The following is a 26733-nucleotide window of genomic DNA, read 5'->3' on the forward strand; positions in this document are numbered from 1 at the left end:
TGATTGAAACCTCGTACCGGCCTCTAGTAAGCTCGGTGCATTCATCGGAGACAGACCATGTTCAACGCCCGCCCACCGCTTCATACCGCCAGCGCCCCGCGCTCGGTTGCGGCTGCCCGGGTGAATGACGCGTGCACTCCGGCAAGCTTTTATTTTGGGTATTGGTTTAGCCACTGGCGCGCCTGATACCCACACGGCGCCCACTTCAAACGGGTCGCCACCAGAGAATTTTCAACCCCCGGTCGGCTCCCCGACCGGGGGTTTTGTTTTTTTGGGCAGCACATTTAGCGACACACCGCCATCAAGAGGATTTTACAAATGAACTACGCCACTTATTACCGCTACGACAGTTTTACCGCCTGGCGATTTACCACCCTCCGCTCGGGACAGCCTGCCGCCTCCGATCGGTCACCCACAGGTGGCAAGCACACACACGCAGCCAATCCGGCCAATTGTCGAACACCCCAGTAGGGCCGCGCGCGGGAATGAACCCGCCGCCAGCCCAGGAAGCCTGAACATGAACTCGTCCGTCTCTGCTCTGCCACTGTCGACCCTCACCCCGGCCAACGAAGCGCTGACCCTGCGCCTTCCAAGTTCGTTGCAGCTCAAACAGCAATTGCTCCTCAGCAATGCCCTGACCCGGCAGATCGCCGCTCACCGCCAGGCGGTTCGCGCGATCCTCGACGGTGAAGACTCCCGTCTGCTGGTCATCGTCGGCCCCTGCTCCATCCACGACCCGCAATCAGCCCTCGAATACGCTGACAACCTGGCCCGCCTGAGCGCCGACGTCAGCGACCAGTTGCTCCTGGTGATGCGCGCCTACGTCGAAAAACCTCGAACCACGGTTGGCTGGAAAGGCCTGGCTTACGATCCGCACCTTGATGGCAGCGACGACATGGCCGGCGGCCTGACCCTGTCCCGCGAACTGATGCGTGAAATACTCATGCTCGGCCTGCCGGTGGCAACTGAACTGCTGCAACCCATGGCCGCCGGGTACTTCGATGACCTGCTGAGCTGGGTGGCCATTGGCGCCCGTACCACCGAGTCGCAGATTCATCGCGAGATGGCCAGCGGCCTGGGCATGCCGGTAGGCTTCAAGAACGGCACCGACGGCGGTGTTGGCGTGGCCTGTGACGCGATGCGCTCGGCCGCCCATCCACATCGCCATTTCGGTGTCGACAGCCAGGGCCATCCCGCGATCATCCAGACCCCGGGCAACGCCGACACCCATCTGGTGCTGCGCGGCGGTCATCACGGTCCGAACTTCGATCGCGCCAGCGTAGCCCGCGTGCACGGTGACTTGACCCGACTGAAGATCCCGGCCCGGATCATGGTCGACTGCAGCCACGCCAACAGCAGCAAAGATCCACTGCGCCAGCCCGCGGTGTTCAACGACGTGCTGGAACAACGCCTGCAGGGCGATCGCTCGCTGATCGGCATGATGATCGAAAGTCATTTGTTCGAGGGCTGCCAGGCCCTGGGCCCGTCGCTGCAGTACGGGGTATCGGTCACCGACGGCTGCCTGGGCTGGAGCGCGACCGAACAGCTGTTGCGCCAGGCGGCGGATCGGCTGCGGGCACAGGCAAACGCCTGACAAGGCCTGAGCCAACCCGTCCTGGTCCACAGGCGGGTTGGCGACCAGCGGGAGAAAATGACCTGACGGAAGCAGGCCTTTGCCCACGCACCCGCAAGCCCCGCGCACAAGATCTACGAAGCATACGACCAAGGCCGCAGCCACTTCCGATCATTCGTACTCTGCCTATGCCGTTTTCCCCGGGCCACAGCGGCCATTTCATGCATCGTTCTGGCGCCGGAGTCATTAGAGTGAAGTCGAAGTCACTTTCTTGAACCCTGGAAAAAGGATTGAACATGCAACGGAATGCACAGACTCATTATCCGATCCTGCTGGTGCACGGGCTTTTCGGCTTCGAGCGAATCGGCAGCGTACACCTCTTCCACGAGGTCAAGCAGGCCCTGCGATGTGCTGGCGCGAGCGTGTTCATCCCGCATCTGTCTGTCACCCATAGCAACGAAGAACGCGGCGATCAGCTACTGGCGCAGATCCAGCGAGTGCTCGAGGGGACCGGCGCCAACAAGGTCAATCTGATCGGTCACAGCCAAGGCGCGCTGGCCGCACGTTATGCCGCCGCGACTGCGCCAGGCAAGGTGGCCTCGGTGACGTCCGTCAGCGGCCCGAACCACGGCTCGGAACTGGCTGACTTGCTGCGCAAGGCGTTGACTCCCGGCGACCTGCCGGAAAGGGTGGCCGAAACGGTTGCCACCCTGTTTGCCGACCTGCTGTCGGTGTTCAGTGGCAAGCGCCGGATACCGCACAATGCCATCGGTGCACTGAACGCCCTGACCACGCAAGGCGTGGGCGCGTTCAACCAGAAGTACCCCCAGGGGTTACCGCAGATCTGGGGTGGCAAGGGCCGCGAACAGGTCAACGGTATCCGCTACTATTCCTGGAGTGGCATCCTGCAGGGAAAGCGACAGAATGACGAACTGGACGCCGTTGATCCGTCCCAAGGCCTGCTGCGGGCGCTTTCGCGTTATTTCACCACCGAGCCCTTGCAGAACGACGGCGTGGTCGGCCGCTACAGCTCCCACCTGGGCACTGTCATCCGCTCGGATTATCCGCTGGACCACCTGGGCACGCTTGGCCCCGCAAGCGGTCAAAATGCAAGGCGACTCGACCCGGTCGATCTTTATTTGCAACACGCCGCGCGCCTGAAAAAAGCCGGGCTTTGATCCAGGCCCGCCGTCCAGAGCGCTGGCAACGGAACTTTGAGGAGAAATAGCCCACTGAATCCGGTAGGCTCAGCACTTTACCGAACATTGAATGGAGAGTTTCCCCATGGCCAAAGCCACTGCCCGTCACATCCTTGTTTCCAGCGAAGACAAATGCAACGAACTGAAGGCCCAAATCGAAGCGGGTGCAGACTTCGCCGAAATCGCCAAAGCCAACTCCACCTGCCCTTCCAGCCGCCAGGGCGGTGACCTGGGCTCGTTCGGCCCGGGCCAGATGGTCAAGGAATTCGATACCGTGGTCTTCAGCGCACCGATCAACGTGGTGCAAGGTCCGGTCAAGACCCAGTTCGGCTACCACCTGCTGGAAGTGACCAGCCGCCAGGACTGATAACCCCTGGTTTGACTGTGCAACGGCCCGCCTCCTGGTGGGCCGTCGCGTTTCAGATACGTATTACGGCTGGCGAGGGACGCGCCGCTAGCGTACAAATTGTGCTTAACGACCACCCGGCTCTAAGGCTGACAATGCGACTGGCTTTCCCGACCTTATTGTTCACTGCCGTGGCCCTGCTACTGGGCGCCGCCGGTGTGAATGCCGCCCCGCAACATGCATTGACCGTGTACGGCGAGCCCGCCAGGTACCCCGCCGGCTTCAGTCATTTTGCCTACACCAACCCGCAGGCCCCCAAGGGCGGGACGATGCGGCGCTCGGCGATCGAGATCGGGCATTTCGATCACATCCTGCCTTATATAGACAAGGGCATCGGCGTGACGCAGATCGATGGCTTGCTCTACTCCCCGCTGGCGCAGCGCTCGCTGGACGAACCCTACACCGTCTACGGCCTGGTGGCGCAGAAAATGGAGCGCTCCGACGATGGCCTGTCCCTGCGTTTCTACCTCAACCCCAAGGCGCAATTTGCCGATGGCAAGCCGATCACCGCCGGGGACGTGCGCTACACCTTCGATCTGTTGATGACCCAGGGCAGCCTGCGTTATCGCACGCAGTTCGCCGACGTCAAGGGGGTGGAAATCGAATCGCCGTTGACCGTGCGCTTCGACTTCAAGAACAACGAAAATCGCACCCTGCCGCTGGACATCGCTACCTTGCCGGTGCTTCCCGAACACTGGTGGAAGACCCGTGACTTTGCCGATGGCGGCGGCTACGAGCCGCCCCTGGGCAGCGGACCGTACAAGGTCGGCAAGGTCGATTCGGGGCGCAGCATCACCTTCGAGCGTAACCCCGACTGGTGGGGCAAGGACCTGCCGGTCAGCCGCGGCCTGTACAACTTCGACCATTTCAGCATCGAGTACTTCGGCGATACCGATGTCGCGCGCCAGGTTTTGCGCGGCGGCGCCTATGACTACAACCGCGAGTTCTCGGCCACCGGCTACTCCATCGGCTACGACAGCCCGGCCCTGAGCGACGGTCGCCTGCAAAAGGCCCACCTGGCTACCGAAGCACCACAGTCGGCCCAGGGCTTCGTGTTCAACCTGCAAAAGCCGATGTTCCAGGACCGCCGGGTGCGGCAGGCGCTGGCGATGCTGTGGGACTTCGAATGGAGTAACCGGCAGATGATGCGCAACCTGTACATCCGCCAGCAGAGCTTCTTTTCCAATACCGACCTGGCCGCCCGGCAACTGCCTGACGCCGGTGAACTGGCGATCCTCGAACCCTTGCGTGGACAGGTTCCCGAGGAAGTCTTCAGCAAAGTGTTCGAACCGCCGAAAACCGATGGCAGCGGACTGATCCGTGACAAGCAGCTGCAAGCCCTGGACCTGCTGGAACAGGCCGGCTGGAAACCCCGGGGCGATCAACTGGTCAACGCTGACGGCGAGCCACTGAGCTTTACCTTCCTGGTCAGCCAGAACGGTATGGACCGCCTGCTCCTGCCTTACAAGCGCACCCTGAAACAGATCGGCATCGACCTGAACATCCGACGGATCGACTCGTCCCAATACGTCAATCGCCTGATGAGCCGCGACTACGACATGATTGTCACCGGCTATCCGGTCACCACCTCTCCCGGCGGCGAACTGATCAACTACTTCGGTTCGGTCTCGGCCACCGATCCCGGGGCGAACAACTACATGGTCTTGAAGAACCCGGCGGTGGACACCCTGATCAACGGCCTGATCCGCGCCAACACCCAGGCCGACATGTTGCACTATGCCCATGCGCTCGACCGGGTGTTGCAATGGAACTATTACTGGATTCCCAACTATTACCCGCCAGGCAGCTCCACCGTGTGGTGGAATCGCTTCGGCATACCGAACGTGCAGGCGAGCAATGACGAAGCCATCGAGAGCTGGTGGGAAATGAGCACCACGCCGTTGACCAACCAGCAAATGACCGCCGAGCGGATCCGTCGCGGCAGCCCCGGAGGACCCCATTGATGTGGGCTTATATCGTGCGGCGCCTGCTGCTGATCATCCCGACCCTGGTGATCATTCTCTTGGTCAACTTCGTCATCGTCCAGGCCGCACCGGGCGGTCCGGTGGAACAGGCCATCGCGCACCTGCAGGGCATCGGCGCGAGCAGCGTCGCAGGTGGCACGAGCGAGACCATGGGCCACTCCCGGGCCAGTCGCGGCCTCGATCCGCAGTTGATCAAGGACATCGAAAAGCAATACGGCTTCGACAAGCCCGCACCAGAACGCCTGTGGCTGATGCTCACCAGTTATGCACGCCTGGACTTCGGCAAAAGCTTCTTTCGCGGCGCCACCGTCACCGACCTGATCCTGGAAAAAATGCCGGTCACCATTTCCCTCGGGCTCTGGGCGACGCTGATCACCTATCTGGTGTCGATTCCCCTGGGGATCCGCAAGGCCGTACACCACGGTAGCCACTTCGATGTCTGGAGCAGCACCGCGATCATCATCGGCTACGCCATGCCAGCCTTCCTGTTCGCCATGTTCCTGATCGTGGTGTTCGCCGGCGGCACTTCGCTGAACTGGTTCCCGGTACGCGGGCTGGTCTCGGACAATTTCGAATCGTTGTCGACCCTGGGCAAGGTCGCGGATTATTTCTGGCACCTGGTACTGCCGGTGACTGCGCTGGTGATTGGTGGTTTCGCGACCCTGACCATCCTGACCAAGAACTCGTTCCTCAATGAAATCACCCGTCAATACGTAGTCACCGCCCGCGCCAAGGGCTTGAGCGAACGCCGGGTGCTGTACGGCCATGTTTTCCGCAACGCGATGTTACTGGTGGTGTCGGGAATTCCCCAGGCTTTCATTAGCGTGTTTTTTGCAGGTTCCCTGTTGATCGAGGTGATCTTCTCCCTTGATGGCCTGGGTCGCATGAGCTACGAAGCGGCCGTGTCACGGGACTACCCGGTGGTGTTCGGTTCGCTGTTCATCTTCACGCTGTTCGGCCTGCTGATCAAACTCGTCGGTGACCTGTGCTACACCCTGGTCGATCCGCGGATCGACTTCGCCGCGAGGAACGCCTGATGTTGAAGCTTTCGCCGTTGGGCCGACGCCGCTTCGAGCGATTCAAGAAAAACCGCCGCGGCTGGTGGTCGCTGTGGTTGTTTGTCGGGTTATTCCTGCTGACCCTGGGCGGCGAACTGATCGCCAATGACAAACCGCTGGTCGTCAGCTATCAGGGTTCGTTGTACTTCCCGGCGCTCAAGCGTTACACCGAGCAGGAATTTGGCGGACAACTGCCCTTCCAGGCCGATTACCGCAGCGATTATGTGCAGAACCTGATCAAGAAGGACGGGGGCTGGCTGCTGTTCCCGCCGATCCCCTTCAGCGACGACACGCCGAACTATGACCTGAACAAGCCAGCCCCCAGCCCGCCTTCGAACGTCAACTGGCTGGGCACCGACGACCAGGCGCGGGATGTGTTGGCGCGGGTGATTTTCGGTTCCCGGGTGTCGATCCTGTTTGCCTTGATGCTGACCTTCGTCAGCGCGTTGATCGGCATCGCCGCAGGCGCCCTGCAGGGCTATTACGGGGGCTGGGTCGACTTGCTCGGCCAGCGGCTGCTGGAGGTCTGGTCCGGGTTGCCGGTGCTGTACCTGCTGATCATCCTCTCGGGGTTCGTCGAGCCGAATTTCTGGTGGTTGCTGGGGATCATGGCGCTGTTCTCCTGGCTGGCGCTGGTGGACGTGGTGCGTGCCGAATTCCTGCGCGGGCGCAATCTGGAATACGTCAAGGCGGCCCGTGCGCTGGGCCTGAGCGATCGCAAAGTGATCGTACGACACATCCTGCCCAACGCCATGAACGCGACCCTGAGCTACCTGCCGTTCATTCTGACCGGGGCCATCTCGACCCTCACCGCGCTGGATTTCCTCGGCTTTGGCATGCCGGCGGGCAGTGCGTCCCTGGGCGAACTGATCGGCCAGGGTAAACAGAACCTGCAGGCGCCATGGCTGGGCCTCACGGCGTTTTTCACCCTGGCGCTGATTCTTTCCCTGTTGGTGTTCATCGGCGAAGCCTTGCGCGACGCCTTTGACCCTCGTTCGTGAAGCGGACTGTTGATATGAGCAATCTGATCGAAATCCGTGACCTCAGCGTGGCCTTCAGTGGCCAGACCGTTGTGCGCAATCTGAGCCTGGACATCCGCCCGGGCGAATGCCTGGCGCTGGTCGGCGAGTCGGGGTCGGGCAAGTCGGTGACCGCCCACTCGATCCTGCAACTGCTGCCCGAATGCGGCACCGAAACGACCGGCAGCATCCGTTATCGCGGCCAGGAACTGGTGGGCGCCGATGCGCGCAAATTACGTGAACTGCGGGGCAATCGCATCGCGATGATCTTCCAGGAGCCGATGACCTCCCTGAACCCGTTGCACAGTATCGAGAAGCAGATTGGCGAAACCTTGCTGGTGCACAAGGGCATGGCCGGCAAAGCGGCGCAGGCGCGAATTCTCGAGTTGCTGCATCTGGTGGGCATCCAGAAACCCAAGGAGCGGCTCAAGGCCTATCCCCACCAATTATCCGGTGGCCAGCGCCAGCGGGTAATGATCGCCATGGCCCTGGCCTGCGAGCCGGATTTGTTGATCGCCGACGAACCGACCACCGCGCTGGACGTGACGGTGCAACGCAAGATCCTGCTGCTGCTCAAGTCGCTGCAACAGCGACTGGGCATGTCCCTGCTGCTGATCAGCCATGACCTCAATCTGGTGCGCAGCATTGCCCAGCGCGTCTGCGTGATGAAAGCCGGGGAAATAGTCGAGCAGGCCAGCTGCGAAATCATCTTCACCGCCCCCAGGCACCCCTACAGCTGTGTGCTGCTGAACGCCGAGCCGGAAGGTGAAGCCCTGTCCCGGGACGAACGCGAAAACGTGCTCGAGGTGGACAATCTGCGGGTGCAGTTTGCCATCGGTGGCGGACTGTTCCAGCGCAAGACCTATCTCAAGGCCGTGGATGGCATCAGCCTGAATATTCAACGCGGCAAGACCCTGGGCATCGTTGGCGAATCGGGTTCCGGCAAGTCCACGCTCGGCCAGGCGATCCTGCGCCTGCTGGACTCCGAAGGGGGTATCCGCTTCCAGGGCCAGGCGCTCGATGGCCTGACGCAAAAGCAACTGCGGCCGTGGCGCAAGAAAATGCAGGTGGTGTTCCAGGACCCGTTCGGCAGCCTCAGCCCGCGCATGTCCGTGGCGCAGATCATCAGCGAAGGCCTGGAAGTGCATAGCCAGTTGAGCACAGAGCAATGCAACGCCGAAGTGATCCGGGCGCTGCAGGAAGTCGGGCTCGACCCGCAAAGCCGACATCGCTACCCCCATGAGTTCTCCGGTGGCCAGCGCCAGCGCATCGCCATCGCCCGGGCGCTGGTGTTGAAACCGGCGCTGATACTCCTGGACGAACCGACCTCGGCGCTGGACCGTACCGTGCAAAAGCAGGTGGTCGCCCTGCTGCGTCAACTTCAGGAAAAGCACGGGTTGACGTACCTGTTCATCAGCCATGACCTGGCGGTGGTGCGCGCCCTGGCCCACGACATGATCGTGATCAAGGACGGCAAGGTGGTCGAAAGCGGCGCCAGCCACGATGTGTTCGATTCGCCGCAGCATCCGTACACCAAGGAGCTGTTGGCGGCGGCACATGTGGGGCAGGCATAATCCAGCCAGACCGCGTCGCGGCCATCGCGAGCAGGCTCGCTCCCACATTGGATTTGTGACCGACACAGATCACCTGTGGGAGCGGGCTTGCTCGCGAAGACGGCCTTATCGGCAATACACATCCAGGACCTTGCGCATGAACACCACCGAAAGCCTCAAGGACTACCAGCGCGTTCGCCTGCTGGCGATCCGCTCGCTGTTCGAGATCATCGAGCAGTCCAGTGAAGGCACGGTGATCGTCGACCGTGACGCCAACATCGTCTGGATGAACGAGCGCTATGCCAAGCGATTCGGCCTGCAATCGGCCGAAGGCGCCATCGGCAAGGCCTGCGAAAGTGTGATCCCCGGCAGCCTGTTGCGCGAAGTAGTACGCACCGGCCGACCAATTCTGCTCGACATGCAGGACACTCCCAAGGAGCCGCTGGTGGTCATGCGCCTGCCGATCCACGACGATGCCGGCGAGGTGATCGGTGCCATCGGCTTCGCCTTGTTCGATGAGTTGCACAGCCTGTCGCCGATGCTCAAGCGCTACATGAGCATGCAGCAGGAGCTTGCCTGCACACGATCGCTGCTGCGGGCACGCCAGACCAAATACAACTTCGCCCACTTTATCGGCACCAGCGCCGCCAGCCTGGAAGTCAAGCGCCGCGCCCGGCGCAGCGCAAGTACCGACTCGCCGGTTTTGCTGCTCGGTGAGACCGGCACCGGCAAGGAATTGCTGGCACAGGCGATCCATAATGCATCGCCGCGAGCACACAAGGCGTTTGTCAGCATCAACAGTGCGGCGATCCCGGAATCCCTGCTGGAAGCCGAGTTCTTCGGCACCGCCCCTGGCGCCTTTACCGGCGCCGACCGCAAAGGCCGCGCCGGCAAGTTGCAGATCGCCCAGGGCGGAACGTTGTTCCTCGATGAAATCGGCGACATGCCATTGCCGCTGCAAAGTAAATTGCTGCGGGTGCTGCAAGAAAAGGAGTTCGAGCCGGTCGGCTCCAACGAGGTGATCCAGAGCGATGTGCGAATCATCGCCGCGACCTCGACCGACCTGGAAGCGGCGATCAAGCGTGGCGAATTTCGCGCCGATCTGTACTACCGCCTCAATGTCCTGCCTATCCAGGTTCCACCGCTGCGCGAGCGCCTCGACGACCTGCCCGCCCTTAGCGAGGCGATCCTTGAAGAGCTGCGCAGCCAGCACGAATTGAACAGCGAAGCGCTGGCGCTTTTAGGCCAGCATGCCTGGCCGGGGAACATTCGCGAACTGCGTAACGTACTGGAGCGGGCGGCGTTGCTCAGTGATGACCTGCGGCTGACGGTGGTGGATATCCGCGCTTCGATCGGGACTTTTATGCCGGTTGCGCGCGTGGCGCCGTTGTCTGTCGAGCCGGTGCAGCATGAGACGTTCAGTGCAGCCCGTGAGCGTTTTGACCGGCAAGTGATCGAAAACGCCTTGGCGCAATGCGGGGGTAAGGTGATTGAAGCGGCGGCCCGATTGGGGCTGGGGCGGTCGACGCTGTACAAGAAAATGGTGGCACTGGGGATTGTAGAGTCTCAATAGCGAGACATATGTCTCCATTAGTAGATACGGCCTTTTCGCGAGCAAGCCCGCTCCCACAGGGATACCGTATGGCTTGAATAATGCGTCACCTGTAGGCGCGGACTTGCCCGCGATGGGGGGCCGGAACATTCGCCGAAAATCTCAAAAAAGAGACAAGACTATCCGTCACTGGTTTGTCTGATTAGATATTTCGTTATATTTCAACGACTTAGACTTATGGCACGAAACTCGCTATAGCCCCTCCCCACAACGTACTACCTTACAAAAATAACAATCCAGGAGACACTCCATGAGTGTGATCATTGCCTTGGCAGCCCTCACGCTGCTGATGCTGGCCGCTTACCGTGGCTACAGCGTTATCCTTTTTGCCCCGATTGCCGCCCTCGGCGCCGTCCTGCTCACCGATCCTTCCGCCGTCGCCCCTGCCTTCACCGGGGTGTTCATGGAAAAAATGGTCGGATTCATCAAACTCTATTTCCCGGTATTCCTGCTGGGCGCGGTGTTCGGCAAACTCATCGAGTTGTCTGGCTTCTCACGCTCAATCGTCGCGGCCGCCATTCGCCTGCTCGGCACCCGCCAGGCGATGCTGGTGATCGTGCTGGTTTGCGCCTTGCTGACCTACGGCGGCGTCTCGCTGTTCGTGGTGGTGTTCGCGGTCTATCCGTTTGCCGCGGAAATGTTCCGCCAGAGCAACATCCCCAAGCGCTTGATCCCGGCGACCATCGCCCTCGGCGCTTTTTCGTTCACCATGGATGCCCTGCCCGGCACCCCGCAGATCCAGAACATCATCCCCAGCACCTTCTTCAACACAACCGCCTGGGCTGCGCCCTGGCTGGGCTTGATTGGTGCGATCTTCGTGGTCTGCGCCGGCATGCTGTTTCTGCAGCGCCAGCGCAACAAGGCCCAACGCGCCGGTGAAGGTTATGGAACGGACCTGCGCAACGAGCCGGAAACCGCCGCCGACATCAAGCTGCCTAACCCCTGGATCGCCCTGTCGCCTTTGTTGGCCGTGGGCATCATGAACCTGCTGTTCACCCAGTGGATTCCGCAGTGGTACGGCAAGACCCACAGCCTCGCACTGCCGGGCATGGCCGCACCGGTGACCACTGAAATCGCCAAGCTGACGGCGATATGGGCCGTTCAAGCCGCGCTGCTCGTCGGCATCCTCATGGTGTTGGTGTTTGGCTTCCAGGCGATTCGCGGCAAACTCGCCGAGGGCAGTAGAAGTGCAGTCGGCGGTTCGTTGCTGGCGGCGATGAACACCGCGTCGGAGTATGGATTTGGCGCAGTGATCGCCTCCTTGCCGGGGTTCCTGGTATTGGCCGACTGGCTCAAGAGCATCCCCAATCCGCTGGTCAATGAAGCGATCACCGTGACCCTGCTGGCCGGCATCACCGGCTCCGCTTCGGGCGGCATGAGCATCGCCCTGGCGGCGATGTCCGAACAGTTCATCAGCGCCGCCCACGCCGCCAACATCCCGCTGGAAGTCCTGCACCGGGTTGCCGCCATGGCCAGTGGCGGCATGGACACCCTGCCGCACAACGGCGCGGTGATTACCCTGCTGGCGGTAACCGGCTTGACCCACCGCGAGGCCTACAAAGACATTTTCTGTATTACGCTGATCAAGACCCTGGCGGTTTTCGTAGTGATCGGCACTTTCTACGCCACTGGCATTGTGTGAGGTATTGATGACGACTCTTTCGGGCAAGACCGCCTTGGTTACCGGTTCCACCAGCGGCATTGGCTTGGGGATAGCCCTGAGCCTGGCCAAGGCCGGCGCCAACCTGATTCTCAACGGATTCGGCGATGCATCCAAGGTGATTGCCGAGGTCGGCCAGTTCGGCAGCAAGGTCGGCCATCACCCGGCCGATGTCAGCGACCCGGCGCAGATCGCCGACATGATCGCCTACGCCGAGCGTGAATTCGGCGGCGTCGATATTCTGGTCAACAACGCCGGTATCCAGCATGTGGCGCCGGTGGACGAGTTCCCGGTGGAGCGCTGGGATTCGATCATTGCCATCAACCTGTCATCGGTCTTCCACAGCACCCGCCTTGCCTTGCCGGGCATGCGTGCCAAGGGCTGGGGCCGGGTGATCAACATCGCTTCGGTGCATGGCCTGGTGGGTTCGACCGGCAAAGCCGCCTATGTCGCCGCCAAGCACGGGGTGATCGGGCTGACCAAAGTGGTTGCCCTGGAAACGGCCACCAGCCACATCACCTGCAACGCGATTTGCCCGGGCTGGGTACTGACGCCCCTGGTGCAGAAGCAGATCGACGATCGCGCCGCCACCGGTATCGAACCGCAGCAGGCTCAGCATGACCTGCTGGCCGAGAAGCAACCGTCGCTGGAATTCGTGACGCCTTCGCACCTGGGTGAACTGGTGCTGTTCCTGTGCAGCGAAGCGGGTACCCAGGTGCGTGGTGCGGCATGGAATATCGATGGTGGGTGGTTGGCGCAATAACCCACAGATGATCGTTCCCACGCTCTGCATGGGAACGATCTGGCACCCGACTGGAAGAAGAGGCACACATGTCCGACATCCTCTGGCAACCCACCGCCGAGCGCATTGGCAAGACTCGCATGGAGGCCTTTCGGCGCTTCATCAATCAACGCCACCACCTGCACATCGACGACTATCCCGCCCTGCACCAGTGGTCAATCGATCAGCGCCCAGACTTCTGGCAAGACATCGTCGACTTCTTCGACATCCGCTTCCATGAGCAACCCGATGCAGTCCTCCTGGAAGGGCCGCAAATGCCCAGCGCCCAGTGGTTCCCCGGCGCGACCCTGAACTTTGCCGAACACCTGCTGAGCCGTCGTGACGACGCCGTGGCAGTGGTGGCCGTGGCTGAAAACGGTCAGCGTGAGCACTTGACCTGGGCCGAATTGGCGGAGCACGTCGCCGGCTTTCAGAAGGGATTGATCGCGGCCGGTGTCGGCCTCGGCGACCGGGTGGCGGCGTGCATGCCCAATACCTGGCAAACCCTGGTGGCCATGCTCGCCACCACCAGCCTCGGGGCCATCTGGTCTTGCTCTTCGCCAGACTTCGGCACACAAGGGGTGATCGACCGCTTCGGCCAGATCGAACCGAAAGTGTTGGTCACCTGCGCCGGCTATCGTTACGCCGGCAAGGAGATCGACCAGACCGCCAAGCTCAACGAAATCCTTGAGCGCCTGCCGACCTTGCAACAACTGGTCATCGTGCCTTACGCCCGGCCCAAAGCCCGCATCGAAGACTTCCATACCCAAGCCAACGTCACGCTCTGGGATGACTTCCATGAACCCGGCGGCGAACCGGATTTCGTCCCGGTGCCCTTCGCCCATCCGCTGTACATCCTCTACTCCAGCGGCACCACCGGCGTGCCCAAATGCATCATCCACAGCACCGGCGGCGTGCTGCTGCAACACGTCAAGGAACACGGGCTGCATTGCGATCTCGGCCCCGGTGACCGCTTGTTCTACTACACCACTTGCGGCTGGATGATGTGGAACTGGCTGGTATCGGCCCTGGCGGTGGGCAGCGCCGTTGTGCTGTACGATGGCTCACCGTTCCAGCCCGACGCCGAACGCTTGATCGACCTGATCGACGACGAGGGCATCACGGTATTCGGCACCAGCCCCAAGTACCTGGCCACCCTGGAAAGCAGCGGCATGAAGCCTGGGCAAAGCCATGACTTGAGCAGCCTCAAGACCTTGCTCTGTACCGGTTCGGCGCTGTCGCCGCAAAGCTACGACTACGTCTATCGGGATTTCAAGGCCGACCTGTGCCTGGCGTCGATGTCGGGCGGTACCGACATCGTCTCGTGCTTTGTCAACGGCAACCCCTGGCAGCCGGTGCGCCGGGGCGAAATCCAGGGCAAGAGCCTGGCCATGGCCGTGGAGGTGTGGAACGACCAGGGCCATCCGGTGATCGGCGAAAAAGGCGAGCTGGTGTGTACCCGGCACTTCCCCGCGATGCCCATCGGCCTGTGGCACGACCCGGACGGCGAAAAACTCCGCGCCTCGTATTTCAGCCAGTTTCCCGGCGTCTGGGCGCAGGGCGACTACGCCGAACAACGGCCCCATGGCGCAATGATGATCCACGGCCGCTCAGACGCTGTACTCAATCCTGGTGGCGTACGCATCGGCACCGCGGAAATCTATCGCCAGGTGGAGAAAGTCCCGCAAGTGCTCGACAGCGTGGCCATTGGGCAGCAATGGCACGATGATGTGCGGATCGTGCTGTTCGTGCGCTTACGCGATGGGGTGGCACTCGACGATGCGCTGCAGCAGCAGATCCGCCAGGTCATTCGCGCCAACACCACGCCGCGGCATGTACCGGCGAAGATTGTCGCGGTGACCGACATTCCGCGAACCATCAGCGGTAAAGTCGTAGAACTGGCAGTGCGCAATGTAGTGCACGGGCAAAAAGTGAAAAACACCGATGCCCTGGCCAACCCTCAAGCGCTCGAGCAATTCCGCAACCGTCCCGAACTCCAGGACTGAAATACCCCCCCCTCGACGTGCAATACGTCGATTTCCATGGCAAAAAGCACCCGCGAAGCATTCAATGATAAAAATGACCTGAAGCAGGTCATCCAGCGTCTACTGCCCTGCAAGGACAGTAGACGCCGCCACACCGACTTATGTGCAGGACAACTTGATGAACGCATCACCAACCGGCAGCGATGCCCAGGCCCTGATTGCCAGACTCGACTGGGCGAACAGTCCGCTAGGCGCTGCCGGTACCTGGCCGCAGAGCCTGCGTACCGCCGTGGACATCGTGATTCATTCGCCGATGCCGATGCTGCTGCTCTGGGGGCCGCAACTGACGCAGATCTATAACGACGGCTTCGCGCTACTCGCCGGCAGCAAGCATCCGCACGCTTTCGGACAGCCAACCCACCAGATCTGGCCCGAATTAAAGGACTTTACCGACCCGATTTACAACGCGGTCCTACAAGGCCAGGTGCGAACCTACAGTGAACAGCGCTTCACCCTACAGCGCGACGGTATCGATTCCGACTTCTGGCTGGACCTGACCTACAGCCCCATCCGTGACGAAAACGCCCAGGTCGCCGGGATCCTGGTCACCGCCATCGAAACCAACGAGCGCCGGCGCATCGCCCTTGAACTGGAACAGCGCTCCGCCGCGAGCCTCAAGGCCCAGCAAGACACCGAGGAGCGCCTGCAATTGGCCCTCGCCGCCACCGACGCGGTCGGCACCTGGGATTGGGACATCAGTGAGGACCGCTTCATCGCCGACGCCCATTTCGCCCAATTGCACGGCATTGAACCCTCCCTGTCCAGCCAGCTACCGATCAGCGAATACCTGCACGGCGTCCACCCCGAAGACCGCACCTTGATCGCCCGCAGCATCAAGCATTGCATCACTCACGGCACTGAATACGCCGAGGAATACCGCCTGTTGCAAGCCGATGGCCAGTTGCGCTGGGTGTTCGCCCGCGGACGTTGCTACAAGGATCACCACGGCCGGCCGATCCGCTTCCTCGGTGCCGCCCTGGACCTGACCGATCGCAAAAACACCGAGCAGGCCTTGCGCCAGAGCCAGACCGAGCTGCAGTTGATCATCAATGCCATGCCGATCCTGATCAGCTACGTCGACCGCCAGGAGCGCTTTCGCCTGAATAACGCCGCCTACCTCGACTGGTATGGCCTGACGCCCCAGGAACTCTATGGCCGCACCATCCTTGAAGTGCTGGGCGAGGAGGCCTATGCCCTGCGCGCCGAGTACATCGCCCAGGCCCTGGCCGGCAAGGCCTGCTGCTTCAGCATCAGCACCCCGCACCGCGATGGCAGCATCCGCCAGGCGCTGATGAATTACCTGCCGCGTCACGGTGCAGATGGCGCGGTGAATGGTTTCTATATCTTCGTCATCGACGAAACCGAGCGTAAACAGACCGAAGAAGCCCTGCGCAACCTCAACGAAACCCTCGAGGAACGGGTGAGCGCCCGTACCCGACAACTGGCCGAGGCCAATGAAAAACTGCTCAGCGAAATGTTCGAACGCGAGCGCGCCGAAGAAGCCCTGCGCCATGCGCAAAAGATGGAAGCGGTCGGCCAGCTTACCGGCGGCATCGCCCATGACTTCAACAACATGCTCACCGGCATCATTGGCAGCCTCGACCTGATGCAACGCTACATTGCCGAAGGCCGCGCCGCCGAAATCACTCGCTTCACCGAGGCCGCGGTTTCCTCGGCCAACCGCGCCGCCGCCCTCACCCATCGCCTGCTGGCGTTCTCCAGACGGCAGTCGCTGGATCGCAAGACACTGAACGCCAATGACCTGATCCACTCCCTGGAGGACCTGCTAAGCCGGACCAAGGGCGACCATATCGAACTCAAGCTGCAACTGGCCAAGGACGTCTGGCCGGTCAGCACCGATGTCAGCCAGCTGGAAAACGCCCTGCTCAACCTGGTGATCAATGCCCGGGACGCCATGCCCGATGGTGGCCAGCTGTGCATCGAGACCGCCAATGTCTATCTGGACGGCAGTGACATCACCACCCTGGAGCCGGTCAAGGCCGGGGATTACCTGATGATCGCGGTCAGTGACAATGGCACCGGCATGACCCCAAAGGTTTTGGCCAAGGCGTTCGACCCGTTCTTCACCACCAAACCCATCGGCCAGGGCACCGGATTGGGCTTGTCGATGATCTACGGGTTCGCCCAGCAGTCCGGTGGCCACGTGACCCTGTTCAGCATGCCCGGCCAAGGCACCAGTGTGCGCCTGTATTTGCCGCGGCTATTGGGCCAGGAGCCGCAGGATGTCCTATCGCCGGTGATCGGCGAAACACCGTCGGCGATTGCCGGCGAAACGGTCGTGCTGGTGGAAGACGACCCGGCGGTGCGCATGCTGGTCTTCGATCTGCTCAAGGAGTTGGGTTATCACGCCTATGAAGCCGAAGACGCGAAGACCGCCCTGCCCTTGCTCGAATCCGACCTGCGGGTCGATCTGTTGGTCACCGATGTCGGGCTACCCGGGATGAACGGCCGGCAACTGGCCGAGATTGCCCGTCAGCATCGGCCCGAGCTGAAAGTGCTGTTCATGACCGGATACGCGCAAATGGCCGCCGAACGCCAGGGCTTTCTCGAAGATGGCATGGACATGGTGGCCAAGCCGTTTTCCATTGATCTGTTGGCCAACAAGATTCGCACGATGATCGGCCAACCGCAGTGAGTTAGGGCATAATCGCGCGCCACGCTGTCAAGACCGTTGCAAGGTATCTACCCCATGAAAGCTCAAGCCCGCCATATCCTGGTGAAAACCTCGGAAGAAGCCGAGCAACTCAAGCAACGCATCGCCAAAGGCGAAGCCTTCGATGTGTTGGCCAAGAAGTACTCCACCTGCCCGTCCGGCAAACGCGGTGGCGACCTGGGCGAAGTGCGGCCGGGGCAGATGGTCGGTGCGATCGATGCAGTGATCTTCAAGAAACCGTTGCGGGTGGTGCATGGGCCGATCAAGAGCAAGTTCGGGTATCACCTGGTGCAGGTGTTTTACCGGGATTGACTCGTCAGGTTCAGGGCCTCTTCGCGAGCAAGCCCGCTCCCACAGGGGATCCTCAGTGTCCCCTGTGGGAGCGAGCCAGCGGCCATCCTCCACTTACCTGGGAATCAACGCCCCCGGCACCTGAATCACCCGACTCGCCAACCGATGCCCCGCCTCGGCCGCCTCGACCGGGCTCCCACCCTTGAGCCGCGAAGCCAGGTACGCCGCACTGAACGAATCCCCCGCTGCCGTGGTATCCACCACCCGTTCAACCTTCTGCGCCGGCACTTCGAACGACTCGCCGGGACAACGGATCAGACATGCCTCGGCACCACGCTTGAGCACCACTTCAGGCGTACCGATCTGCTCGTAGGCTGCAAAAATCGCCGCACAATCGGAGAAATGGAACAGCGCCTGCTCGTCATCGACGGTCAGCAGCGCCAGGTCGACATAGGGCAGGACCTTGCGATAGGCCGCCCGGGCGTCCTCAATCGAAGCCCATAACCGCGGGCGGTAGTTGTTGTCGAAAACGATCCGCGCATCTCGCTGGCGGGCCTCGATCAGGGTTTCCAGCAATTTTTGCCGACCTTGTACCCCCAGTACGGCAAGGGTGATGCCGCTGAAATACAACACGTCGTAATCCGGTAGCGCCGCCAGGATCGGCGCGGCGGCCGGGGTGGTGAAACAATCGCGCACCGCCGCTTCGTTGCGCCAATAGAGAAAACGACGCTCGCCGGCGGCGTCGGTCTGGATGCAATACAGCCCCGGCAAGCGGCCGGGCAAACGCTGGACCAGGCCCAGGCCAATGTTTTCGGCGGCCCAGCCATGGCACATGGCATCGCTGAAACTGTCATCGCCCAAGGCGGTGACGTAATCCACCGTGCCAGCGGCGCCCAGTTCCCGGGACAGATAGACCGCGGTGTTCAGGGTGTCGCCGCCGAAACTCTGTTGCAGACTGCCGTCGGCGCGCTGCTGCAATTCGATCATGCATTCGCCGATCAGGGCGATGCGTGGGGTGTTGATGGTGTTCATTATTGTGGGGTCTCTGGTGTTGCTGCGGTGTCTGACGGGGCCCCTTCGCGAGCAAGCCCGCTCCCACATTTGATCGCATTCCAATGTGGGAGCGGGCTTGCTCGCGAAGGCCGCAACTCGGTGCTGGTCTTAGAAACAGGTTTCCATGTTCTCGATGACGTTCAACTGCTCATCCACCAGGCACCCCGTGCGCCACTTGTCGAACGTCAGGCACGGGTGCGAAGTGCCGAACGAAATGATGTCGCCCACCCGCAAATCTACCCCCGGCGCCACGGTCATGAAGGCATGCTGGTCCATTACGGCAGTCACCTTGCAGGCGCTCACATCATCGCCCTTGGCCGGCACCACACCGGCCCGGTAACGCAGCAACGGCACCGGCAAACCGGCGTCATAGGCTACGTCGCGTTTGCCAAGGGCGATCACCGCAAAGCCGGGCTCGGGCAACGACTGCACGTGTGCCCAGACTTCCAGCGCCGGGCGCAGGCCCTCCTGCAGATCGCTGCGACGGTCGAGCACGCAGCACTGCGCTTCCTTGTAGATGCCATGGTCGTGTGCCACATAGCTGCCGGGACGCAAGACACTGAGGAAACGCCCGCCAGCGTTCTGCGCCTCGAACTCTTCGGCAATCAGGTCATACCAGGCCGAACCTGAAGCAGTGATGATCGGCTTGGCAATCGCGAAAGCGCCGCTGTCCTGCAATTGCACCGCCAGGCGCACCAGGGAGCTGGCGAACGCGCGAATGCCGCTCACCGCGTGGTCACCGTGGATCACGCCTTCATAACCCTCGATCCCGGTCAGCGCCAATGCCGGTTGCGCGGAGATCGCCTTGGCCAGGTCCAGCACCTCTTGCTCGCTGCGGCAACCGCAACGACCACCGACCACGCCGTACTCGATCATTACGTTCAGGCGCACACCGCGGGAAGCGAAATAGGCACCGAGGTCGGCGACGTTGTCGGGGTGATCAACCATGCAATAGAAGTCGAACGTCGGATCAGCCAGCAAATCGGCAATCAACGCCATGTTCGGTGTGCCGACCAGTTGGTTGGCCATCAGCACCCGATGCACGCCGTGGGCGTAGGCTGCACGGGTTTGCGTGGCGCTGGCCAGGGTAATGCCCCAGGCACCGGCATCGAGTTGCCGGCGAAACAGCGCCGGGGTCATGCTGGTTTTGCCGTGGGGCGCGAGTTCAGCGCCGCTGTTGCTGACAAAGTCCTGCATCCAGCGGATGTTGTGTTCCAGCGCCTGGCGATGCAGCACCAGCGCTGGCAGGCTGACGTCGCGCACCAGATTGGCGCCAGTGTGGGCAAAGCCCTTTTCCACGGCGGCAGTATTCTTGGCAGAAGACATGGTCGAACTCCTCACATTCGCGGCCGCGGGCAGCCGCTGTTATTCGTTGATGCGACGGGCCAGGCTGTTCGCGCTATCGATCAGCACCCGGCGGTAGTCGTCGTAATTGTTCCTGGCATCGGCCCGGGGGGCGACGATGCACAGTGTCGCGATGGCCACCCCGTTTGGGTCTTTGACCGGGGCGGCGAAACAATGGGTAAAAGTGTCGGCGACGCTATCGAACGAGAAAAATCCATCGATACCGGCCTGGCGGATTTCCTTGAGAAACTGCTCCAGGGGCAAGCGTTCGCCGGTGGGCAGGATGAAGTCGTCGTGGTCGATCAAATCGACGATTTCCTGGTCGCTCAAATGCGCCAGCAACAGGCGCCCGGACGCGGTCCAGGGAATGGGCGCGTTCTCGCCGATGTCCGAGGAAATGCGGAAATGCCGCTCACCCTCCTTCATCAGTGCGACGGTGTATTTACGCCCGTTGAGCAGGCACATCTGCGCGGTTTCACGGGTCTGGCTGACGATGTCCTGCAGGGCGTGATCGGCCTCGCGGCTCAGGTCGAAGTGGCGCAGGTGCGCCTGCCCGAGGAAGTACAGCTGGCGGCCGAGGTAGACGTGACCGTCCTTGCCCACCGGCTCCAGGATCCGCCGTTCGAGCAACGAGGCCACCAGCTCGTAGACCGTGGATTTGGGGCTGCCGATGCCGCTGGCGATGTCGTTCGGGCGCAGGGGCTGGCCGATCTCCTTGAGGAAATCGAGGATATCGAACGCCCGGTCCAGACCGCGAGCCCGGCGCTTGATGGTGTCTTCGCTCATGTCAGTGGTTCCCATTCAAATTCGCCGGGATGTTAACGGAATGCGGTGTCGACAGTCAGGCCGCCTTCGCGAGCAGGCTCGCTCCCACATTTGGAATGCGATCCCCTGTGGGAGCGAGCCTGCTCGCGAAGAAGTCACCGCGGACTCAAGCCTTTTTCTTGTACGCAATGCAGTCGATCTCGACCTTGCAGTCGACCATCATGTTCGCCTGCACGCAGGCCCGCGCCGGGGCGTGTTCGGGCTTGAAGTACTCGGCGAAAACCTTGTTGAAACTGGTGAAATCCCGCGGATCCTCCAGCCACACGCCAACACGTACCACATCTTCCAGGGCGTAACCTGCTTCATCGAGAATCGCGACCAGGTTCTTCATGGTCTGGTGAGTCTGCTCGACAATACCGCCAGTGATGATCTCGCCGTCCACCGCCGGCACCTGCCCGGAAACGTGCAGCCAGCCGTCGGCTTCAACGGCGCGTGCGAAGGGGCGCGGCTGACCGCCGGCGGCGGTGCTGCCGGTGCCGTAACGAGTAATGCTCATGGGTGTTTCTCCTGATTGAAAATCGAGTGTTTAAAACCGCGTGCTTTTGAGAAAATCAGCCAGACGCGGCGATTGCGGGCGCTCGAACAGATCCTTGGGTGGCCCCTGCTCTTCGATACGCCCCTGGTTCATGAAGACGATCTTGTCCGAGACCTCGAAGGCGAAGCGCATTTCGTGGGTCACCAGCAGCATGGTCATGCCGTCTTCGGCCAGGCCCTTGATCACGCTGAGCACCTCGCCCACCAGTTCCGGGTCCAGCGCCGAGGTCACTTCATCGAACAGCATCAGGCTCGGGTTCATCGCAATCGCCCGGGCAATCGCCACGCGCTGTTGCTGACCGCCGGACAACTGCCCGGGAAAATGATCGCGGCGCTCCAGCAGGCCCACCCGCTCCAGCCATTTTTCCGCCAGGGCCACCGCTTCGTCCTTGTGCAGCTTCTTGACCTTGAGCAAACCGAGGGTGACGTTCTGCAGCGCGGTCAGGTGCGGGAACAGGTTGAATTGCTGGAACGCCATGCCCGTCATGGCCCGATGGCGGGCGATGACTTTCTCCGGGTGGCGGATGCGCTTGCCGTTGACTTCGTCATAGCCGATGGATTCGCCATCGAGCAGGATCTGCCCGCCCTGGAATTCTTCGAGCATGTTCACGCAGCGCAACAACGTGGTCTTGCCCGAACCGCTGGAACCGATCAGGGTCACCACGTTGCCGCGCTGCATGCTCAGATCGACGCCCTTGAGCACTTCGAGCTGGTCGTAACGCTTGTGCAGGCCGCGAATGTCCAGCAGCGGCTGGCCGTTTTGTGCAGGGGTTTGAGTCTGAGTCATGGCAAGGCCACCCGCTTTTCAATGTGCCGGCCGAGTAACTCGATGCCGTAGTTGATGACGAAGAACAGGAATCCGGCGAACAGGTAGAACTCCAGGGTCATGAAGTTGCGGGCAATGATCTGCTGGGTACTGAGCAGCAGCTCGGCCACGCCGATCACCGACAACAGGGTCGATGCCTTGACGATCTCGGTGGACGAGTTGACCCAGGTCGGCAGGATCTGCCGCATCGCCTGGGGCAACAGCACGTAGCCGAGGGCCTGGTAGAACGTCAGGCCGATGGCCTGGCTCGCTTCCATCTGCCCGCGCGGCAAGGCCTGCAATGCGCCGCGCACGATCTCGGCGACGTGGGAGCCGCAAAACAGCGTCAGCCCCAACGCCCCGGCCTGGAACGCGCCGATCTGCCAGCCCAGCGCCGGCGCCATGTAGAAGCAGGCCAGCACCAACACGAACACCGGGGTACCGCGAATCACATCGACGTAGAAACGAAACGGCGCGCGCATCCAGAACTTGCCGTAGGTCAGCACCAGGCCGGCGAACACACCGAGCAGCGTGCCAAGCAAAATCGCCAGCGCCGACACCTGCACACTGGTCAGGAAACCTTGCCAGAGCGGTTCGCGCGCCACCCATAACTCATGCAACCAACTGGGGGATTCGTACATGGAGCCTCCTATCGGCGGATCGCCAGGCGCTGCTCGAGGTAACGCAGCATCATGGCAATGAGGTAACAGGCCGCCACATAGAGCGCCGTGGTCACCAGCCAGGTTTCAATCACCCGGTAGCTCTCGACATTGATCTTGCGCGCGTAATAGGTCAGCTCCGGCACCGCGATCGCGGCCGCCAGCGAGGTGTCCTTGAACAGCGAAATGAAGTTGTTCGACAGCGCCGGCAACACATTGCGCAGCATCACCGGCACGGTGACGTAGGCCTTGACCTGCCACTCGCCCAGGCCGATGGCCAGGCCGGCTTCGCGCTGGCCCTTGGGAATGCTCAGCAGGCCGCCGCGGAACACTTCGGTCAAATAGGCCCCGGCATACAGCGACAGGGTGATGATGAACGAAGGGATCTTGTCCAGGCGAATGCCCAGGCTTGGCAAGGCGAAGTAGATCAACAGGATCAACACCAGGATTGGCGTGTTGCGGATCACCGTGACATACACCGAAGCCAGTACCCGCAATGCGCGGTGCTTCGACAACAAAGCAAACGCCATCAGCAGGCCGATCACGCAGCCGATGGCGATCGACACCAGCGCCAGTTCAAGGCCCAGGCCGAGCCCCGCCAGCAAGGTGTCGAAATCGCGCCACACGGCGGCAAAGTTCAACTGATAGTTCATGGTCGGCAGTACCTTGAACGGGGCGCGTACGCCCCGCCCTCACGGGATCATTTGAATTCGGCGGGGAATCCGATGGCTGGCGTCGGCAAGTCGACACCGAACCACTGCTTGAACGACGCGGCGTAGGTCGGGAACTCAACGCCGGTCATGGCTTCATGCAGGGTGGTATTGACGAAGTTCAACCAGTCCTGGTCGCCGCGCTTGACCGCACAGGCATAGGTTTGCGGGCTCCAGGCATAGGCCGGGCTGCGATAGCGCCCGGCGTTCTGCACCATCAGGTACTTCACTGAAGACTGGTCAGTGGCCGCCGCGTCGGCACGGCCAGAGTTCACCGCCTGGTACATCAGGTCGACGCTGTCGTACTGATCGACCTTGGCCTTGGGCAACGCCTGGTGCACCAGTTCTTCGGCGTAGACGTTTTGCAGCACCGCCACGGTGACGCTGTCACCGGCGGCTTTCATGTCGTCGATTTCCTTGTACTTGCTGTTGGCCGGCAACAGCAGGCCGACGCCTTCGCGGTAGTACGGCAGGGTAAAGGCCACTTGCTGGGCACGGCTGGCGGTGACGGTAATGAACTGGCAGCTCATGTCGACCTTGTCGGTCAACAGGTTGGGAATCCGCGCATCGGACGACTGCACCACGAACTCGACCTTGCTCGGGTCGTTGAACAAGCCTTTGGCGACCATGCGCGCAATGTCGATATCAAAGCCCTGCAACTTGCCATCCGCCCCCTGGAAGTGCCAAGGCGCATTGGTGCTGCCGGTACCCACGATCAGTTTGCCGCGGGCCAGTACGCTGTCGAGCTTGCTGTCCGCCGCCTGGGCCACGCCCACGGCAGCAGCAGAGGCTGCAAAAACAAAAACACACGCTTTGAACAAGGAAGGTCGGCGATGCATGGCAAGCACTCCAGGGCGATGTTTATTCCGCTATACCGGAATATGGTATGTAACAACGGAATAGACAGCAGAAAGTGTGCCACAGGTTGTGGGCGGAATGTAGGGGGGATTGAAAAGTGTTTTGAATCAGATGGATGGAATGATGTGAGGAAAACGCGTTACCAAAAGAGACGCTGGCGTAGCGCTACCGTTGGCTACGGATGGCGGGTATCTGGTTCACAAATGGTGCGTAGGTGTTTCTGTGGGAGCGGCCTGCTCGCGATGGACGTCAACGATAACGCGGGCTGTCTGAATGCCCGCGTTGTATGGACGTTTTTCCCGAGCATGCTCGCTCCTGCAGGTGCAGCGCCGGTCGGGGGATACAATCACCCGCTGAGGCGATCCAGAAACACCCGTGTCACCCGCCGCTCTTCAACCGACATGACGGTCAACCGCCAGCCTTCCCACTCGTGGCTGTCGCCGATCATCGGCAGCCGATCCAGCAGGCTCACCACCAAACCGGCCAGGGTTTGATAGTCGTCGGTCGGTTGTGCCGCAAACCCGGTCCGCTGATGCACCCGCGCCAGGTTCAATGCGCCGCTGACCACGAAGCCGCCCTTCTCCTCGACCACGTCCGGGCCTTCGATCTCGCTGGCGTCGGGCAGCTCACCGGCAATCGACTCAAGGATGTCGGTCATGGTCAATACGCCGACGAAGTCACCGAATTCGTTGACCACAAACGCGATGTGGGTCGAGGCCTGGCGCATCTGTTCCAGGGCATTGAGGATCGAATAGCTGTCCAGCAGATTGATGGCCTGGCGGGCAAGGTGGGCAAGATCGGGCTGGTTGCCGGCCAGGTATTCCTTCAGCAACTCTTTCTTGTGCACGAAGCCCAGCGGCTCATCCACCGCGCCGTCGCGAATCAGCGGCAGCCGCGAGTAGGACGAATGCATCAGCCGTGTACGAATCGTCTCGGCGTCATCAGCCAGGTCGATATAGTCGACGTCGGCGCGCACGCTCATCAACGTACGGATCGGTCGCTCCGCCAGTTGCAGCACACCGCTGATCATCACTCGCTCGCGGCGATCGAACAGCTGTTCACCCGCTGCCTCGCCGTTATCCAGCAGGTCGGCAATCTCCTCACCGACCTCTTCCACCGCTAATTTGCGTCCGCCGAGCAAACGCATCACCGCATGGGCGGTCCGCTCTCGCATCGGTCGCAAGCCCTGCATCGAGCGCTTGCGCCGTGCCCGGGCGATCTGGTTGAACACCTCGATCAGGATCGAGAAACCGATGGCCGCGTACAGATAACCCTTGGGAATGTGGAAGCCCAGGCCTTCGGCGGTCAGCGCAAAACCGATCATCATCAGGAAGCCCAGGCACAGCATGATCACGGTGGGGTGTGCATTGACGAAGCGGGTCAACGGTTTACTGGCAACGATCATCAGGCCGATGGAGATGATCACGGCGATCATCATCACCGCGAGCTCGTCGACCATGCCTACCGCGGTAATCACGGCATCGAGGGAGAACACCGCATCGAGCACCACGATTTGCGCCACGATGGGCCAGAACAGCGCGTAAGCCGTATTGGACGTGCGCTCGCCGACATGCCCTTCGAGCCGCTCATGCAGCTCCATGGTCGCCTTGAACAACAGGAACACACCGCCAAAGAGCATGATCAGGTCGCGACCCGAGAAGCTCTTGTCGAACACTTCGAACAATGGCTGCGTCAGGGTCACCAGCCAGGAAATACTCGCCAGCAGGCCCAGGCGCATCAACAACGCCAGGGACAGACCGATGATTCGCGCGCGGTCACGTTGCTCCGGTGGCAATTTGTCCGCGAGGATCGCGATGAACACCAGGTTGTCGATACCCAACACCAGCTCCAGCACAATCAGCGTCAACAAGCCCAGCCATGCGGTGGGGTCAGCTAACCATTCCATGAAAACGTCTCGATCTCTTCAGTGAATTCAGAATGCCGGGCACGGCAAGGCACGGCGCAGAGGCCGCGAAACAGCAAGGACCTTGGCGTTCGGACGTCGAAAGACCGGGTATCTGGAGTGCGTCAGGACCGCGCGTTGGCGCGAAGGGAAAGGATAACTGGGGGGCTCCGTGAGGGTGTTCAT

22 protein-coding genes are annotated in these 26733 nt (G+C 61.5%); 13 read left to right on the plus strand and 9 right to left on the minus strand.

Annotation, left to right across the window (positions count from 1 at the left end; translation table 11 throughout):
- Positions 1-517: 517 nt before the first annotated feature.
- From NQL71_RS25175 to NQL71_RS25235, 13 genes are all read left to right on the plus strand, one after another.
- Positions 518-1594 carry a 3-deoxy-7-phosphoheptulonate synthase gene (locus NQL71_RS25175; protein WP_274643533.1) on the plus strand — a complete coding sequence of 359 codons (1077 nt, stop codon included), beginning with the start codon at positions 518-520 and terminating at the stop codon, positions 1592-1594.
- A gap of 275 nt (positions 1595-1869) precedes the next feature.
- Positions 1870-2751 carry an esterase/lipase family protein gene (locus tag NQL71_RS25180; RefSeq protein ID WP_274643534.1) on the plus strand — a complete coding sequence of 294 codons (882 nt, stop codon included), beginning with the start codon at positions 1870-1872 and terminating at the stop codon, positions 2749-2751.
- Between the two features lie 106 nt (positions 2752-2857).
- Positions 2858-3139, plus strand: a complete 282-nt coding sequence (locus tag NQL71_RS25185; protein WP_017339136.1) for a peptidylprolyl isomerase — start codon at positions 2858-2860, stop codon at positions 3137-3139.
- 134 nt (positions 3140-3273) lie between these two features.
- The gene (locus NQL71_RS25190; protein WP_274643535.1) at positions 3274-5142 is read left to right on the plus strand and encodes an extracellular solute-binding protein; all 1869 of its coding nucleotides are present in this window, start codon (positions 3274-3276) and stop codon (positions 5140-5142) included.
- Positions 5142-6200 (plus strand): microcin C ABC transporter permease YejB, encoded by a 1059-nt coding sequence (locus tag NQL71_RS25195; RefSeq protein WP_046820125.1) that lies wholly within the window; start codon positions 5142-5144, stop codon positions 6198-6200. The genes NQL71_RS25190 and NQL71_RS25195 overlap by 1 nt, the downstream gene beginning before the upstream one ends.
- A complete protein-coding gene (locus tag NQL71_RS25200) occupies positions 6200-7222 on the plus strand; it encodes an ABC transporter permease (protein WP_046820126.1) in 1023 nt (340 codons plus the stop codon). The genes NQL71_RS25195 and NQL71_RS25200 overlap by 1 nt, the downstream gene beginning before the upstream one ends.
- Positions 7223-7236: 14 nt before the next feature.
- Positions 7237-8814, plus strand: a complete 1578-nt coding sequence (locus NQL71_RS25205; protein ID WP_046820127.1) for an ABC transporter ATP-binding protein — start codon at positions 7237-7239, stop codon at positions 8812-8814.
- Positions 8815-8950: 136 nt separating this feature from the next.
- Positions 8951-10366, plus strand: coding sequence for a sigma-54 interaction domain-containing protein (locus NQL71_RS25210; RefSeq protein WP_274643536.1), 1416 nt, complete (start codon positions 8951-8953; stop codon positions 10364-10366).
- Positions 10367-10655: 289 nt separating this feature from the next.
- Positions 10656-12047, plus strand: coding sequence for a GntP family permease (locus tag NQL71_RS25215; RefSeq protein ID WP_166618747.1), 1392 nt, complete (start codon positions 10656-10658; stop codon positions 12045-12047).
- A 7-nt stretch (positions 12048-12054) separates the two neighbouring features.
- Positions 12055-12828: a 3-hydroxybutyrate dehydrogenase gene (gene hbdH, locus NQL71_RS25220; protein WP_166618746.1), complete on the plus strand. Its 774-nt coding sequence runs from the start codon at positions 12055-12057 to the stop codon at positions 12826-12828.
- 68 nt (positions 12829-12896) lie between these two features.
- Positions 12897-14852, plus strand: coding sequence for an acetoacetate--CoA ligase (locus tag NQL71_RS25225; RefSeq protein WP_274643537.1), 1956 nt, complete (start codon positions 12897-12899; stop codon positions 14850-14852).
- Positions 14853-15009: 157 nt separating this feature from the next.
- A complete protein-coding gene (locus NQL71_RS25230; protein ID WP_166618744.1) occupies positions 15010-17547 on the plus strand; it encodes a PAS domain-containing hybrid sensor histidine kinase/response regulator in 2538 nt (845 codons plus the stop codon).
- A gap of 54 nt (positions 17548-17601) precedes the next feature.
- A complete protein-coding gene (locus NQL71_RS25235) occupies positions 17602-17877 on the plus strand; it encodes a peptidylprolyl isomerase (protein WP_007933743.1) in 276 nt (91 codons plus the stop codon).
- A 93-nt stretch (positions 17878-17970) separates the two neighbouring features.
- On the opposite strand, the gene NQL71_RS25240 is transcribed toward NQL71_RS25235, so the two are convergent.
- From NQL71_RS25240 to NQL71_RS25280, 9 genes are all read right to left on the minus strand, one after another.
- Positions 17971-18888, minus strand: a complete 918-nt coding sequence (locus NQL71_RS25240; RefSeq protein ID WP_274643538.1) for a sugar kinase — start codon at positions 18886-18888, stop codon at positions 17971-17973.
- A 129-nt stretch (positions 18889-19017) separates the two neighbouring features.
- Positions 19018-20235 (minus strand): amino acid deaminase, encoded by a 1218-nt coding sequence (locus NQL71_RS25245; protein WP_274643539.1) that lies wholly within the window; start codon positions 20233-20235, stop codon positions 19018-19020.
- A gap of 39 nt (positions 20236-20274) precedes the next feature.
- Complete coding sequence (locus NQL71_RS25250; RefSeq protein ID WP_046820135.1) at positions 20275-21039, minus strand: IclR family transcriptional regulator; 765 nt, start codon at positions 21037-21039, stop codon at positions 20275-20277.
- Positions 21040-21184: 145 nt separating this feature from the next.
- Complete coding sequence (locus NQL71_RS25255; protein WP_046820136.1) at positions 21185-21574, minus strand: RidA family protein; 390 nt, start codon at positions 21572-21574, stop codon at positions 21185-21187.
- Between the two features lie 30 nt (positions 21575-21604).
- The gene (locus NQL71_RS25260) at positions 21605-22399 is read right to left on the minus strand and encodes an amino acid ABC transporter ATP-binding protein (RefSeq protein ID WP_274643540.1); all 795 of its coding nucleotides are present in this window, start codon (positions 22397-22399) and stop codon (positions 21605-21607) included.
- Entirely contained in the window at positions 22396-23058 is a 663-nt protein-coding gene (locus NQL71_RS25265; protein ID WP_046820138.1) for an amino acid ABC transporter permease, read from the minus strand. Before NQL71_RS25265 ends, NQL71_RS25260 begins: the two co-directional genes overlap by 4 nt.
- Positions 23059-23066: 8 nt before the next feature.
- Positions 23067-23729 carry an amino acid ABC transporter permease gene (locus NQL71_RS25270; protein ID WP_007941741.1) on the minus strand — a complete coding sequence of 221 codons (663 nt, stop codon included), beginning with the start codon at positions 23727-23729 and terminating at the stop codon, positions 23067-23069.
- A 47-nt stretch (positions 23730-23776) separates the two neighbouring features.
- The gene (locus NQL71_RS25275; RefSeq protein WP_274643541.1) at positions 23777-24625 is read right to left on the minus strand and encodes a transporter substrate-binding protein; all 849 of its coding nucleotides are present in this window, start codon (positions 24623-24625) and stop codon (positions 23777-23779) included.
- 365 nt (positions 24626-24990) lie between these two features.
- Entirely contained in the window at positions 24991-26550 is a 1560-nt protein-coding gene (locus NQL71_RS25280; protein WP_077183245.1) for a TerC family protein, read from the minus strand.
- Positions 26551-26733: the final 183 nt, after the last annotated feature.

Origin of the sequence: Pseudomonas serbica (genome assembly GCF_028823535.1) — a bacterium.
Taxonomy (GTDB): Bacteria; Pseudomonadota; Gammaproteobacteria; order Pseudomonadales; family Pseudomonadaceae; genus Aquipseudomonas; species Aquipseudomonas serbica.